Genomic DNA, 13,521 nt, shown 5'->3' with positions numbered 1-13,521 from the left:
TGCCCGCTCCCACAGGGACCGCGTAGCTATCTGGCTGACGCGGCACCTGTGGGAGCGGGCAAGCCCGCGAACGGGGCGCAAGCGCCCCGCTTTTCTTGCATCAACCTTCAGCCGCCTCACGCTTCAACCGCGCCCGACGGGCCAGGATGTTGAGGATCTCGATCGCCGTCGAGAAAGCCATGGCCGCGTACACATAACCCTTCGGTACATGGGCGCCGAAACCTTCGGCGATCAGCGTCATGCCGATCATGATCAGGAAGCCCAGGGCCAACATCACCACGGTCGGGTTGTCATTGATGAAGTTGGCCAACGGGTCGGCGGCTACCATCATGACGATCACGGCAGTGATAACGGCAATGATCATGATCGGCAGGTGTTCGGTCATGCCCACGGCGGTGATGATGCTGTCGACCGAGAAGACGATGTCCAGCAACAGGATCTGGAAGATCGCCGCGGCAAAGCCCAGGGTAACCGTCGACGACACCTTGGCTTCTTCCTTGGCCCCGTGCGGGTCGACGTTCTCGTGGATTTCCTTGGTCGCCTTCCACAGCAGGAACAGGCCACCGGCAATCAGGATCACGTCCTTCCAGGAGAAGGCATTGCCGAACACTTCGAACACCGGGTCGGTCAGCTGGACGATCCAGGCCACCGTGCTGAGCAAGGCCAGGCGCATGACCAAGGCCATGCTGATACCGATACGGCGCGCCTTGGAGCGATACTCCACCGGCAGTTTGTTGGTCAGGATGGAGATGAAGATCAGGTTGTCGATGCCCAGCACGACTTCCATGGCCACCAGCGTAGCCAGGGCAACCCAGGCGGTAGGGCTAGCGACGAGTTCCAGCAAGTATTCCATTGTTCAAATCCTGCAGCAGCGGTTGGGGTCAGATTTCCTGGGTGTCTTCTTTCTTGTCGGCGTCCTTGGGCTTGTGCCCTTCGCTGCCGATGGCCTCGCTCAATGCCTGCTGTGCGGCCTTGTTGGTGTCGTCGATGGCCTGCTTGGCCGACTGTGCAGCCTGGTCGAGCATCTGCTGGGCAGATTTCTCGGCCTGCTCGCAACCTGCCAGGGTGAACAGGGACAAGGCCAGCACCAGCGGCGTGCCGATGGATTTTAGTTGCAGCATGGGTTCCTCGCTTTTCATGTTCCTGCGGCGCACACGGCGCTGATGGAGTCACATTCTAAAGAGCGCAACACATCCGGAAAATTCGTATTTTCAGCGGTTATACTTCGGTTTTTGCGAATCCGGAAACATACCGATGCTCAACTATCGGCAGTTGCACTACTTCTGGGCCGTGGCCAAGACCGGCAGCATCGCCCGCGCCAGCGAACAGTTGAACCTGACCCCGCAAACCATCAGCGGGCAAATCAGCTTGTTCGAACAGACATACGGCCTGGAGTTGTTCCAGCGCGTGGGGCGCCAGCTGGAGCTGACCGAAACAGGGCGCCAGACGCTGATCTATGCCGAACAGATGTTCCAGCTGGGTAGCGAGCTGGAGGCCATGCTGCGGGCCGGCCCGCAGGAGCAGATCCTGTTCCGCGTGGGCGTGGCGGACGTGGTGCCAAAGTCCATCGTCTACCGCCTGCTGGCACCGACCATGGAGCTGGACGACGTTCTGCGTATCAACTGCCGCGAAGACAAGCTCGAACGGCTGCTGGCGGACCTGGCGATCCAGCGCCTGGACCTGGTGATTTCCGACAGCCCCATGCCCAGCCACCTGGACATCAAGGGTTATAGCCAGAAACTGGGCGAGTGCGGGTTGAGCTTCTTCGCCACTCCGGCGCTGGCACAACGCCTGGAAGGCCCCTTCCCCGCCTGCCTGCAGGATGCGCCATTGCTTATCCCCGGGCAGGAAACCGTGGTACGCAGCCGCCTGCTGCGCTGGCTGGGTGAGCAACAGGTGCAGCCACGGATCGTTGGCGAGTTCGATGACAGTGCCTTGATGCAGGCGTTCGGGCAGTCGGGCAGCGGCATCTTCGTCGCGCCCAGCGTGATCGCCGAGGAGGTATGCCGCCAATACGGCGTGGAGCTGATCGGGCAGACCGAGGCAGTGCACGAGTCGTTCTATGCCATTTCGGTAGAGCGCAAGGTCAAGCACCCGGGGATTGTGGCAATTACCGAGGGGGCGCGACGAGAGTTGTTTCATTGGTAGCAGGCGGATTTGACGCCTCCCGCGTTTCAATGGTCATATGCCCGCCAGTTTCAGGTGCCCTGCGCCGCCGCGCGCAGGGTGAAACGGGAAGCCGGTGCGTCGTGTTGCCCACGACAAGTCCGGCGCTGCCCCCGCAACGGTAAGCGAGCGAACCCTTCGAGATACCACTGTGCACCTGCATGGGAAGGTGAAGGTTTCATGCCCCTCGCAAGCCCGGAGACCGGCCTGGAGCTTCACTTGGCAACCCGCGGTGGGCGGGCGCAGGCCTGTATCCGTGCGCGCGCCTGTGTGCACGGTGCGCCTTTGCGTGTTTTCCACCGGGATCCATTCATTCCTGCAGTAGTGGAACGACATGTCCCGTATCTTCAAGCTTCACCCTCTGGCGGCCTGCCTGGCCGTTTCCCTGCCGACACTGGCCGATGACCTCGACCGACAGCCACTGGCCCTGCCCTCCACGGCCATCACTGACACCCTCGACAGCTACGCCATCGACCTGGCCACGCCGACCCAGGCTGGCTCGCGTCTTGGCCTCAGCGCCCTGGAGACACCGGCCAGCACCAGCAGCATCAGCGCCAAGCAGATCCAGCAGCGCAACAACTTCACCGTACAGGATGCGGTGACCCGCTCACCGGGCATCAGCTACATCGGCTCCCCGGGCGACGGCGGCACGGGCCTGTCCGCCCGCGGCTTTACCGGGCACAACTCGGTGATGACACTGTTCGACGGGGCCCGCCTGTACACCGGTGCCGGCACCCAGACGTTCCCGGTCGACCCATGGATGGTCGAGCGCATCGATGTGATTCGCGGCCCGGCCTCGGTGCTTTATGGCGAAGGCGCCACCGGTGCGGTGGTCAACGTGATCCCGAAAAAGCCGTTTGCCGGCGAGGTACGCAACCACCTGCGCCTGGGCTACGGTTCGTGGGACCGCCAGCAGCTCGGCCTGGACAGCGGCGGCAGCCTCGGCGAGCGCCTGAGCTACCGCCTGGCCCTGAACCAGCAAACCGGTAACGGTTGGGTTGACCGCACCCCGTCCCGCAGCCTGGCGCTGAGCGCCGCGCTGCGCTTCGACGCCAGCGACGACCTCAGCTTCACCCTCGCCCACGACCGCGGCGATGCGCAGCCTGCCAACTACTACGGCACCCCGCTGATCGACGGCCACTACCGCAGCAGCCTGCGCAAGAAGAACTACAACGTGCAGGACGACGTGCAGCATTACGTCGATGAATGGACCCGCCTGAACACCGACTGGGCTTTGAACGACCACCTGAGCGCCAGCAACCAGCTGTACTACATCAAGAGCCGCCGTCACTGGCGCAACGCCGAGGACTACAGCTGGGATACCGGGCGCCAGCAGCTGCTGCGCGGCAGCTACCTGCAGATCAAGCACAACCAGGAACAGTTCGGCGATCGCCAGGCATTCACCCTCGACCACAGGCTGTTTGGCCTAGCCAGCAAGACCGTGGTCGGCGCCGAGTACAACAAGGTCCGCTTCAACGTCGACAGCAACGCACCCTACAACGATGCAGGCAGTGACTACATCGACCCGTGGCAGCCGCAACCGGGTTGGTTTCACAGCGCCTCGCCGCTGCGCCCGCAAACCCTGTCCACCACCCACACCTTTGCCCTGTTCGCCGAAAACCGCCTGCAGTTGAGCGATCGGCTGTCACTGATCACCGGCGTGCGCCGCGACCAGAACCACATCGTCCAGGAGAAACTGACCACCGACAGCCGCAGCGACCGCAGCCTGCAAGGGGGCAACTGGCGTGCCGGGCTGGTGTTTGCGGTCAGCGACGACCTGTCGCTGTATGGCCAGTACTCCACCAGCGAGGACGGGGTCAACAACCTCATCAGCCTCAGCGCCAACCAGATGCACTACGACCTGACGGAGGCCAGACAGACCGAGGTGGGGCTGAAGCAGCGCTTCTGGGAGGGGCGTGGCGAATGGACATTGGCGGCCTACCACATCGTCAAGAAGAAGCTGCTGGTGGATGACCCGATCACGCACGAGAAGCAGCAGGCTGGCCAGCAGACGTCCGACGGCCTGGAGGCAACCCTGGAACTGGCGCTGGCGCACCAGTGGCAGGTGTCGGCCAACGCGGCGATCGTGCGCGCAAGGTACGACGACTTCGACGAAATGGTTGGCGCCGTGGCGCAGGACCGTGCGGGCAATCACCCGGCCAATGTCCCGCGGCGTACCGCCAACCTGTGGCTGAGCAAAGGCTTCGGCCAGCGGCTGGAGGCCGGCATTGGCGCGCGTTATGTGGACGAACGATATGCCGATACCGCCAACACCCAAAGCGCCCCCGGCTACACCGTGGTCGATGCCGACATCGGCTGGCAGGTGTTGCCGGATGTGCGGCTGGGGTTGCAGTTGAACAACCTGTTCGACCGTGAGTATGTGCAGTCGGCGTTCAGTGGCCAGCAGTGGCTGATGGGGATGCCACGGTCGTACTTTGCGACGGTGGATTACAGCTTCTGACCTGAACTGCCTGCACCGGCCTCTTCGCGGCCTTGCCCGCTCCCACAGGTACTGCAAAGGTTTCAGAATGGGTGAAATTCCTGTGGGAGCGGGCAAGCCCGCGAAAGGGCCGGTATAGGCCCCACAAAAACAGTTACCAACTCACCACCATTTAGTTATAAGATAACGTTTCAGTTGACATCCATTCCTATCAGCGAATTCCCATGACAAGCGCCAGTGCCACCCCCACCCTGCTCACCCAGCGCCTGCAGAGCATCGATGCCCTGCGCGGCCTGGTGATCCTGTTCATGCTCCTGGACCACGTCCGCGAAACCTTTTTCCTGCACCGCCAGGTCAGCGACCCGATGGCCATCGATACCACCGAGCCTTCGCTGTTCTTCAGCCGCACCCTGGCCCACCTGTGCGCGCCGGTGTTCGTCATGCTGACCGGGCTGTCAGCCTGGCTGTACGGCGAGAAACACCAGGGCCGCGGCGATGTCTCGGCGTTCCTGTTCAAGCGCGGGCTGTTCCTGGTGGTGCTGGAATTCACCCTGGTCAACTTCGCCTGGACGTTCCAGCTGCCACCCAGCGTCATCTACCTGCAGGTTATCTGGGCCATCGGCGTGAGCATGATCGCCCTGTCGCTGCTGGTCTGGTTGCCACGCGCCGCCCTGATCGCCCTGGGCGCAATCATCATCGCCGGCCACAACCTGCTCGATGGCCTGCACTTTGGCGTCGAATCAGCCTTGCATGTGCCTTGGGCGATCCTGCATGACCGGGGTTGGCTGGAGTACTCCGAAAGCCTGCGTCTGCGTACCTCTTACCCGGTGCTGCCGTGGATCGGTGTCATCGCCCTGGGCTATGGCCTGGGCCCGTGGTTCGCCCGTGCCAGCGAGGCCGGCCAACGCCAGCATCGCCTGCTGCTGGCCGGGCTGATCGCGCTGCTGGGCTTTGTCGTGCTGCGCCTGGTCAACGGCTACGGCGAGGCGCCGTGGAGCGCTTACCCGACCGTCACGCAAACCCTGATGAGCTTCTTCAACATCACCAAATACCCGCCGTCGCTGCTGTTCCTGGCCCTGACCCTGGGCTGCGGCCTGCTGTTGCTGCGCGCCTTCGAACGCGCCGGCCAGGCCCGGTGGATCAGTGCCCTGGCGGTGTTCGGCGCGGCACCGATGTTCTTCTACCTGCTGCACCTGTATGTGCTGAAGCTGCTGTACCTGGCCAGCGTGGCGCTGTTTGGCCGCAACCATGGCGACTACTTCGGCTTCGACGGCATCCCTGCGGTGTGGCTGGGGGCAGCGCTGCTGGCGGTTTCGCTGTACCTGCCGGTGCGCTGGTTCGCCCGCCTGAAGGCGCAGCGGCGCGACATCACCTGGCTGAAGTACTTTTGAAAAGCGTTTTCACCCGGCGGCACGATGGTCTACCATGCCGGCCGCCGGTTTCCACCACGGAATCAATAGGGAATCCCAGGCCCGCCAATTCGGGCCAAACGGAACTGCCCCCGCAACTGTAGGTGCCGAGCCTGCTCCATCGATGCCACTGGGCCACGAACCCGGGAAGGCCGGAGCCAGGCCATGACGCACCAGTCAGGAGACCTGCCGGCCTACATTCACCAACCGGCGGGGTGTCCGGGATTGGCCATCAGTGTTGCCCCTGCCGCCAGCGGGGGCTCGGCGATGCCTGTCCGTGCGTTCCTCACCCGAACTGTCCGATAGGAGATCGCCCAGCATGCTGCCCCGTTTTGCCACCCTGCTCGCCGGCCTCGGCCTCACCGGCCTGGCCCAGGCTGCTGCCACCCATTACCCGCTGACGGTCGACAACTGCGGCAAGCCGCAAACCTTCGCCCAGGCGCCGCAACGCACGGTCACCATTGGCCAGGCCGGTACCGAGATGCTCTACGCGCTGGGGCTGGGCGACAAGCTTGCAGCCACCTCGCTGTGGTTCAACAACGTGCTGCCCGAGTACCAGATGCAGAACGCCAAGGTGCCGCGCCTGGCCGACAACGAACCCAGCTTCGAGGCGGTAGTGGGCAAGCGCCCGCAACTGGTGACGGTGCAGTTCGAATGGATGGTCGGTGCCCAGGGCGTGGTCGGCACCCGCGAGCAGTTCGATGAACTGGGCATCCCCACCTACCTGCTGCCGTCGGACTGCGAAGGCAAGGACAACCTGGTGGGCGCCGATGGCACCCGCCTGCAGGCGTTCCAGGTCGACACCATCTACAAGAGCGTCAGCCAGCTGGCGGCAATCTTCGACGTGCAGGACCGTGGCACGGCCCTGAATACCGAGCTCAGAAGCCGCCTGGACAGTGCCAGGGCGCAACTGGCCGACAAGGACCTGGCAGCCACCTCGGCGCTGTTCTGGTTCTCCAGCGCCGACCTGCACACCGCCCCCTACGTGGCGGGCCGCCAGGGGGTCGCCGACTTCATGCTGCGTACCCTCGGCGTGCGCAACGTGGTCGAGTCCAGCGAAGAATGGCCGACCGTAGGTTGGGAAACCCTGGCCAAGGCCAACCCCACCTGGCTGATCATTGCCCGCATGGACCGCCGCCGCTACCCCGCCGACGACTACGAGAAGAAGCTGGCATTCCTGCGTAGCGACCCGGTAACGCGCAACATGGACGCGGTGAAGCACGACCGCATCATCATCCTCGACGCCGACGCCATGCAGGCCGGCATTCGCTTGTTCAGCGGCCTGCAGACGCTGGCTGCCGCCTTCGCCAGCGGCAAAGCAGCCCAGTGATGATGCGCCTGCTACCCTGCATCGCCGTTGCCTTGGCCGCCCTGTTGGCAGCCCTGCTGGCCGGCACCGCCATCGGCGAAACCAACCTGTCGCCCGGCGTGGTCAGCCAGGTGCTGGCCAACCACCTGTGGCAGGCCGGCTACCCGGTCGACCCGATCGACGCCGGCATCGTCTGGAACTACCGCCTGCCCCGCACCCTGGTTGCTGCGGCCTGCGGCGCCGGCCTTGCCACCTGCGGCGTGATCCTCCAGGCACTGTTGCGCAACCCGTTGGCCGAGCCTTACCTGCTGGGGCTGTCTGCCGGCGCCTCGACCGGTGCGGTGCTGGTGGGCCTGCTGGGTTTCGGCAGCCTGGCGCTGAGCATGTCTGGCGGCGCCTTCATCGGCGCCCTGGCAGCGTTCGCCCTGGTACTGGTACTGGCCCGGGCAGCCGGCCCCAGCAGCAACAATGCCCAGGTGATCCTTGCCGGAATCGCCGGCTCGCAACTGTTCAACGCCCTTACCGCCTTCCTCATCACCATGTCGGCCACCGCCGAGCAGGCACGCGGCATCCTGTTCTGGCTGCTGGGCAACCTCAGTGGCGTACGTTGGCCTTCGGTGTGGCTGGCCGTGCCGGTTGTACTGTTCGGGCTGCTGGTGTGCCTGTGGCATCGCCGTGCCTTGGATGCCTTCACCTTCGGTGCCGACTCGGCGGCGTCGCTCGGCATCCCGGTGCGGCGTACCCAGTTGCTGCTGATCAGCTGCGCGGCGCTGGTGACCGCCGTGATGGTGTCCATCGTCGGCGCCATCGGTTTTGTCGGGCTGGTGATCCCCCATGCCCTGCGCCTGCTGCTAGGCCCCGGGCACAGCCGCCTGCTGCCCGCCAGCGCACTGGGCGGGGCACTGTTCCTGATTGCCGCCGACATCCTGTCGCGCACCTTGATCCCTGGCCAGGTGATCCCGGTTGGCGTGGTCACCGCGCTGCTCGGCGCACCGGTCTTCGCGTTGATCCTGATCAGCCGCCGGGGGCGCCCATGACGGTCATGACGGCGGTACGGATGGCCCCCTTGAGTTGCCAGAACCTGGGGCTGCAACTGGCCGGCAATACCGTGCTCAGCAATATCGAACTGAGCGTTGTCGCCGGTGAAACCCTGGGCATCGTCGGCCCCAACGGCTCCGGCAAATCCTCGCTGCTGAAGGTGCTGGCCGGGCTGCGCAAGCCAGGCAACGGCGGCGTGCAACTGCTGGGGGAACCGCTCGCACGGTTGCCCCGCCGCCGGGTCGCCCAGGCCTTGGCGCTGGTCGAACAGCAGGCCGACACCCTCGATGCGATCAGCGTGTTCGATGCCGTTGCCCTGGGCCGCACCCCCTGGCTGTCGGCGCTGGCGCCGTTCTCCCGGGAGGACCACGCGATCGTCGAACAGGCCCTGGCCGACCTCGACGCCCTGCACCTGCGCACACGCCTGTGGGGGTCGCTGTCGGGTGGCGAACGCCAGCGCGTGCACATCGCCCGTGCTTTGGCACAGCGGCCGCAGGTGCTGCTGCTGGACGAGCCGACCAACCACCTGGATATCCAGCACCAGCTGAGCCTGTTGCAGCAGGTGCAGGCCTTGCCGGTGACCACCCTGGTGGCCCTGCATGACCTCAACCAGGCGCTCACCTGCGACCGCATCGCGGTGCTCGACAAGGGCCGCCTGGTCGCCCTCGGCAAACCGCTCGAGGTGCTTACACCCGAGCGCCTGCTGAACACCTTCGGCGTGCACGCCCATTACCTCATCGACCCTTTCGACGGCGCGCGCATCCTGCGTTTTCGCGCCCCCTGAACAGGAAGTTCTGCCCATGTCGCGCTCTGTCCCTTTGCTGCTCGCCAGCGCCCTGCTCGCCCCCCCTGCACTGGCCGACTCCGCCCAGTCGCAAAGCAACGGTTTTGTCGAGGATGGCCGCTGGAGCCTGCTCAACCGCAGCGTATTCGACCAGCGCGATTACAAACACGGCGGGCGCAACAGTGCCGGGCGCAACGCCTACAAGCCGCGCAATGAACGTAGCGGCAAGGCCGAGGAATGGGCCTATGGCCTGATGGGCACCTTCCGGTCCGGTTTTACCCAGGGGCTGGTCGGTGTCGGGGTCGACGCCCACGCCTACCTGGGCGTGCAACTCGACAGCGGCGGCGGGCGCGTGGGCAAGGCACGCTTGCTCGGGGTGGATAACGAGGGGCACCCGAAGAACGAATACAGCCGTGCCGGCGCGGCACTGAAACTGCGCATGTCCGATACCGTGCTGTCCTACGGTGAGCAACGGGTCAAGACCCCGGTGTTCAGCTCGTCCGATAGCCGCCTGCTGCCCGAGACCGCGACCGGGTTCTTCCTTGACAGTACCGAGTTCGACAACCTCAGGCTGGTGGCAGGGCATTTCAACGAGAACGCCGACCGCAATGCTTCCAGCCACGATCAGGGTTTCGTGGTGAACTACTCCAATGGCCGCCAGGGCAACAGCTTCGACCTGGCCGGCGTGGTGTGGAACCCCGGCGCCGTCTTCAGCGGCAGCCTGTACACCTCACGCTACCAGGACAGCTGGAACCAGCATTACCTGGGCAGCACCCTCAGCCATGCCCTGGATGAGCGCCGCAGCCTCACCCTCGACCTCAACCTGTACCGCACCACCGACACCGGCAAGGCGCTGTCCGGGCACATCGACAACACCACCTGGAGCCTGGTCTCGCGTTACGACCACGGGCCGCACGGTTTCAGCCTGGGCTGGCAGCAGGTGGACGGCAACACGCCGTTCGACTACGTGACGCGAGGGGCAATTTTCATTGCCAACGCGGTGCAGATGTCGGACTTCAACGCACCAAACGAAAAGTCGTGGCAGGCGCGCTATGACCTGAACATGGGCGCCTATGGCGTACCGGGGTTGAACCTGACGGCGTTGTACGTGCGCGGGTTCGATATCGACGGCAGCCATGTCGACCCTGCGGGCGGGTATGCCTACCTGGGTTATGGCAAGGGGGGCAAGCATTGGGAGCGCGACCTGGAGGCCCGGTATGTGGTGCAGAGCGGCAAGGCCAAGGGCACCGCGTTTTCGCTGCGGCATAACGTGCATCGGGGCAATACGGCGCAGGCGGAGCTGGATGGGGACCAGATACGGTTGGCGGTGGAATGGCCGTTGGGGGGTGGGTTCTGATGTTCCGCGTTGCCTGAATGGGGCTGCAAGGCAGCCCTCAAAATCCATCAGGCAACCACAACTGCCGTATAATCGGCAGCACTCACTGCCCAACCAGGCCACGCCATGCCTCGCTTCCAGAAGTTGCTGCTGCCCCTGCTGCTGACTGCAGCCCTCACCGCCTGCGACCAGAAACCCTCCCGCGAAGAACAGATCCTGGCCCAGCTGCCGCTGCAGGATGCCTACACGCACAATATCGAGCGCATGGCCGCGCTGCTCGGCCGCACGCACCCGCAGCTTTCGCAAGCGACCATCCAGAGCGTGCTGCGCAAGCACCTGACCGTCGAGGACCAGCGCCAGGACCTGTTCCGCCTGTACAGCGAAAAGAACTTCAGCAATGCCGAATTCGCCACCATCGTCGAGGCCACCCAAGACCCGGCCAAGGCCCGCGCCCTGGAAGACACCGAGGCCGGCAAGCGCCTGAGCGAGAAGCTCACCGCCCTGATGCGCGAATCGGCCCGCGACGCGAAGGTGCAGGCCCTGGCCGAGCAGCGCATGCAGCAGGTTGAAGACGAGCTGGACGCGCTGGAAAACCCAGGCTCCTGAACGCGGTTCCCCACTGCGCCCATAAGGCGTAACGTTGTACCCATTTCGTAGCCGTTTTCGATCATCCGAGGTCAGGATTGCCACACGCCAAGCACGGACTGCGTCTGGATCTACGCACACTCATTCTGGTGCTTTGCGCCCTTACCGCCGTGGTCATGCTGTGCGCCAGCTATTTTGCCAGCTACCGGGTGCAACGCCAGCTGCTGATCGACCACGCCCTGGAAGCCAACCGGGTGTATGCGATGAAGCTGGCCAGCATCACCGAGACCTTTATCGGCAACGCCTTGCAGCAGCTGTCGTTCAGCGCTGGCGTGCAAGGCCGCCAGCTGGGCGACGCCGTCGCCCTGCAGGCGGAGACCGAGCGTGTGCTGAACCAGAGCATGGCCTTCAATTCCACGTTCGTGATCGATGCCAACGGGGTGCTGCTGGCGATATCCCCTGCACACTTGCGGCACATGGTCGGCAGCCACATGCATTCGCCCGGTGTCCAGAAGGCACTGCAGGTGCGCCGCCCACTGGTTTCGACGCCCTACATGTCAGCGGCCAACAACCTGGTGGTGGCGCTGTCGCAACCCATTTTCGACAGCAACGGCCGCTACCTGGGGTATGTCGGCGGCAGCCTGTACCTGCGTGAACGCAATATCCTCAACAGCCTGCTGGGCGAGCATTTCTACAAGGACGGTTCCTACCTGTACGTGGTCGACCGCAATCGCCGTCTGTTGTATCACCCCGACAGCCAGCGCGTGGGGACAGTGGTGGAAGGCAATGAATTGATCGACCAACTGTCAACGCTGGGCAGTGGTACCCGGCAACTGACCAACAGCCTCGGTGTGGAAATGCTCGCTGGCTTCGCCACCGTGCCCAGTGCCGGTTGGGGCGTGGTGGCGCAGCAGCCGCTGACGCAGACAGTCATGCCACTGAGCCACCTGATCCTCAACGTGGTCGGCACCTCCGCGCCATTGGCGCTGGTGGGCAGCGTGCTGCTGTGGTGGCTGGCCATGACCATCGCCCGGCCGCTGTGGCAGCTGGCCGCTGGCGCCCGCTCGATGGACCGGGCCGGCACTGCAGAGCGCCTGCATCGGGTGCCGGCCTGGTACTTCGAGGCGGCCGAGCTGAAGCGCGCGCTGCTGTTCGGGCTGAACCTGCTGCATGAACGCATCGGCCGGCTCAACCGCGACGCCCAGACCGACCCGCTGACCGGCCTGGGCAACCGCCGCAGCCTGGATTTCAACCTGTCGCTGCTGGAAGCCGAGGGGCGCGCATTTGCGGCCATCGTGCTGGATGTCGACCATTTCAAGCGGGTAAACGACTGCCACGGGCACGAGATGGGTGACCAAGTGCTGCGCCGGCTGGCGGAACTGATGCGCCGCTGCTGCCGCGAGGGTGACCTGCTGTGCCGCACCGGCGGCGAGGAGTTCCTGATGCTGCTGCCGGGGGCCAATCTGGAAGTTGCAACAGCGGTGGCCGAACGGCTGCGGGTGACGGTGCAGGATACGCCGGTGGAGCCGGTGGGGGCGGTGACGGTGTCGCTGGGGGTGGCGCGTTGGGATGGCGAGGCCGAGAGCGAACCGGGGGATGCATTGAGCGCGGCTGACCGGGCGCTTTACCGGGCCAAGCAGGAGGGGCGCAATCGGGTAGTTGTTGCCTGAGCGCCCTTGCTTGCCTGTGCCGGCCTCTTCGCGGGTAAACCCGCTCCCACAGGTAACCTGCGGCCCTCAAGGACAAAGCACCGGGTGGTGATCACCGAAACCCGCTATCGCAACCTGCACCTGGTGACCGCCAGCCCCGACCTCAGCGACCTGCAAGGCAAGCTGGAGAGCAAGTTCAAGATCAACACAAAACCACGCCGCCTTTGAAAGCCGTGCGCGGCCTGGTGTCGCGATGGGCTGCAAAACAGCCCCGAAATATCAAGCCAGAACCACTACCCGACCGTTCATCCGGATGGTAGATTCGCCGCCATGAAAATCACCCGGCATACCCGCACGCTGACAGCCTGGACACTCTACGCCTGCGTCCTGTTCAGCCTGGTTCTGTGCGGCCTGCACCATGGCCAGATGGGTGGCCTGCGCCTGGCCGGCCTGGAAGGCGGTTTCTGCTCGATCAACAGCGAACACGGCGTTGCCATCGACCTGGACGGCGCCGGCGGCGAGCAGCACATGGCCCAGCTCGATTGCCCGGTGTGCTCCTCGTTCGGCCTGGCCGTGCCGCTCAGCAGCGGCGGCTGGTCGTTCACCCCTACGCAAGCCGTGGCCAGCTCGCCCATCGTGGTGCGCAGCTGGGCGCAACCGCCGCCGCGCTATCAACGCCCCGCCCTCAACCCCCGCGCCTCCCCCGTCGCTTTCCCCGCAGCCGTACTTCATTTCGCCTGACCTCAGCCGGGCGCGCCTGACTGCGCGCGCTCGCGGTCAGCCATGACCTTTGCGTGGAAGACAC

12 protein-coding genes, 1 pseudogene and 2 riboswitches are annotated in these 13,521 nt (G+C 64.8%); of the genes and pseudogenes, 11 read left to right on the top strand and 2 right to left on the bottom strand.

From position 1 onward, the window contains the following. Positions 1-100: 100 nt before the first annotated feature. Together V3314_RS13245 and V3314_RS13240 are read right to left on the bottom strand one after the other, a co-directional pair. The gene (locus tag V3314_RS13245) at positions 101-853 is read right to left on the bottom strand and encodes a TerC family protein (RefSeq protein WP_003260907.1); all 753 of its coding nucleotides are present in this window, start codon (positions 851-853) and stop codon (positions 101-103) included. A 28-nt stretch (positions 854-881) separates the two neighbouring features. Further along, on the bottom strand, positions 882-1,121 hold the full coding sequence (locus V3314_RS13240; RefSeq protein ID WP_046615745.1) for a hypothetical protein: 240 nt from the start codon (positions 1,119-1,121) through the stop codon (positions 882-884). Positions 1,122-1,254: 133 nt separating this feature from the next. Here V3314_RS13240 and nhaR point away from each other — a divergent pair, with 133 nt between their 5' ends. From nhaR to V3314_RS13185, 11 genes and pseudogenes are all read left to right on the top strand, one after another. Next, on the top strand, positions 1,255-2,148 hold the full coding sequence (gene nhaR, locus V3314_RS13235; protein WP_015269780.1) for a transcriptional activator NhaR: 894 nt from the start codon (positions 1,255-1,257) through the stop codon (positions 2,146-2,148). 35 nt (positions 2,149-2,183) lie between these two features. After that, a riboswitch (cobalamin riboswitch) is annotated at positions 2,184-2,392 on the top strand. 108 nt (positions 2,393-2,500) lie between these two features. After that, positions 2,501-4,627 carry a TonB-dependent receptor gene (locus V3314_RS13230; RefSeq protein ID WP_338459093.1) on the top strand — a complete coding sequence of 709 codons (2,127 nt, stop codon included), beginning with the start codon at positions 2,501-2,503 and terminating at the stop codon, positions 4,625-4,627. A gap of 203 nt (positions 4,628-4,830) precedes the next feature. Then, positions 4,831-5,997, top strand: coding sequence for a DUF1624 domain-containing protein (locus V3314_RS13225; RefSeq protein WP_046615660.1), 1,167 nt, complete (start codon positions 4,831-4,833; stop codon positions 5,995-5,997). A 28-nt stretch (positions 5,998-6,025) separates the two neighbouring features. Next, positions 6,026-6,224, top strand: a riboswitch (cobalamin riboswitch). Positions 6,225-6,334: 110 nt separating this feature from the next. After that, positions 6,335-7,345, top strand: a complete 1,011-nt coding sequence (locus tag V3314_RS13220) for an ABC transporter substrate-binding protein (protein WP_338459092.1) — start codon at positions 6,335-6,337, stop codon at positions 7,343-7,345. Next, positions 7,345-8,361 (top strand): iron ABC transporter permease, encoded by a 1,017-nt coding sequence (locus tag V3314_RS13215; protein WP_085600309.1) that lies wholly within the window; start codon positions 7,345-7,347, stop codon positions 8,359-8,361. The genes V3314_RS13220 and V3314_RS13215 overlap by 1 nt, the downstream gene beginning before the upstream one ends. Beyond that, a complete protein-coding gene (locus tag V3314_RS13210; protein ID WP_046615663.1) occupies positions 8,358-9,146 on the top strand; it encodes an ABC transporter ATP-binding protein in 789 nt (262 codons plus the stop codon). Before V3314_RS13215 ends, V3314_RS13210 begins: the two co-directional genes overlap by 4 nt. 16 nt (positions 9,147-9,162) lie before the next feature. Continuing rightward, on the top strand, positions 9,163-10,503 hold the full coding sequence (locus tag V3314_RS13205; RefSeq protein ID WP_153670992.1) for an OprD family porin: 1,341 nt from the start codon (positions 9,163-9,165) through the stop codon (positions 10,501-10,503). Positions 10,504-10,608: 105 nt separating this feature from the next. Further along, positions 10,609-11,088, top strand: a complete 480-nt coding sequence (locus tag V3314_RS13200) for a hypothetical protein (protein WP_085600302.1) — start codon at positions 10,609-10,611, stop codon at positions 11,086-11,088. Between the two features lie 77 nt (positions 11,089-11,165). Then, on the top strand, positions 11,166-12,737 hold the full coding sequence (locus V3314_RS13195; protein WP_322493063.1) for a sensor domain-containing diguanylate cyclase: 1,572 nt from the start codon (positions 11,166-11,168) through the stop codon (positions 12,735-12,737). 75 nt (positions 12,738-12,812) lie between these two features. Continuing rightward, positions 12,813-12,923, top strand: a pseudogene (locus V3314_RS13190) (ParA family protein); the annotation flags it as partial. Between the two features lie 123 nt (positions 12,924-13,046). Beyond that, the gene (locus tag V3314_RS13185) at positions 13,047-13,457 is read left to right on the top strand and encodes a DUF2946 domain-containing protein (protein WP_046615667.1); all 411 of its coding nucleotides are present in this window, start codon (positions 13,047-13,049) and stop codon (positions 13,455-13,457) included. Positions 13,458-13,521: the final 64 nt, after the last annotated feature.

Origin of the sequence: Pseudomonas sp. TE3-3-F2023, from assembly GCF_036784815.1 — a bacterium.
In the GTDB taxonomy this organism is placed as follows: domain Bacteria; phylum Pseudomonadota; class Gammaproteobacteria; order Pseudomonadales; family Pseudomonadaceae; genus Aquipseudomonas; species Aquipseudomonas pudica.
Note: the sequence above shows the minus strand (reverse complement) of the source record. Positions and strands in the feature narration are given on the sequence as shown.

Excerpts from the sequence above, each read along its gene's own strand:
- V3314_RS13245 (WP_003260907.1), bottom strand. The coding sequence starts at position 853 with ATGGAATACTTGCTGGAACTCGTCGCTAGCCCTACCGCCTGGGTTGCC.
- V3314_RS13240 (WP_046615745.1), bottom strand. The coding sequence starts at position 1,121 with ATGCTGCAACTAAAATCCATCGGCACGCCGCTGGTGCTGGCCTTGTCC.
- nhaR (WP_015269780.1), top strand. The coding sequence starts at position 1,255 with ATGCTCAACTATCGGCAGTTGCACTACTTCTGGGCCGTGGCCAAGACC.
- V3314_RS13230 (WP_338459093.1), top strand. The coding sequence starts at position 2,501 with ATGTCCCGTATCTTCAAGCTTCACCCTCTGGCGGCCTGCCTGGCCGTT.
- V3314_RS13225 (WP_046615660.1), top strand. The coding sequence starts at position 4,831 with ATGACAAGCGCCAGTGCCACCCCCACCCTGCTCACCCAGCGCCTGCAG.
- V3314_RS13220 (WP_338459092.1), top strand. The coding sequence starts at position 6,335 with ATGCTGCCCCGTTTTGCCACCCTGCTCGCCGGCCTCGGCCTCACCGGC.
- V3314_RS13215 (WP_085600309.1), top strand. The coding sequence starts at position 7,345 with ATGATGCGCCTGCTACCCTGCATCGCCGTTGCCTTGGCCGCCCTGTTG.
- V3314_RS13210 (WP_046615663.1), top strand. The coding sequence starts at position 8,358 with ATGACGGTCATGACGGCGGTACGGATGGCCCCCTTGAGTTGCCAGAAC.
- V3314_RS13205 (WP_153670992.1), top strand. The coding sequence starts at position 9,163 with ATGTCGCGCTCTGTCCCTTTGCTGCTCGCCAGCGCCCTGCTCGCCCCC.
- V3314_RS13200 (WP_085600302.1), top strand. The coding sequence starts at position 10,609 with ATGCCTCGCTTCCAGAAGTTGCTGCTGCCCCTGCTGCTGACTGCAGCC.
- V3314_RS13185 (WP_046615667.1), top strand. The coding sequence starts at position 13,047 with ATGAAAATCACCCGGCATACCCGCACGCTGACAGCCTGGACACTCTAC.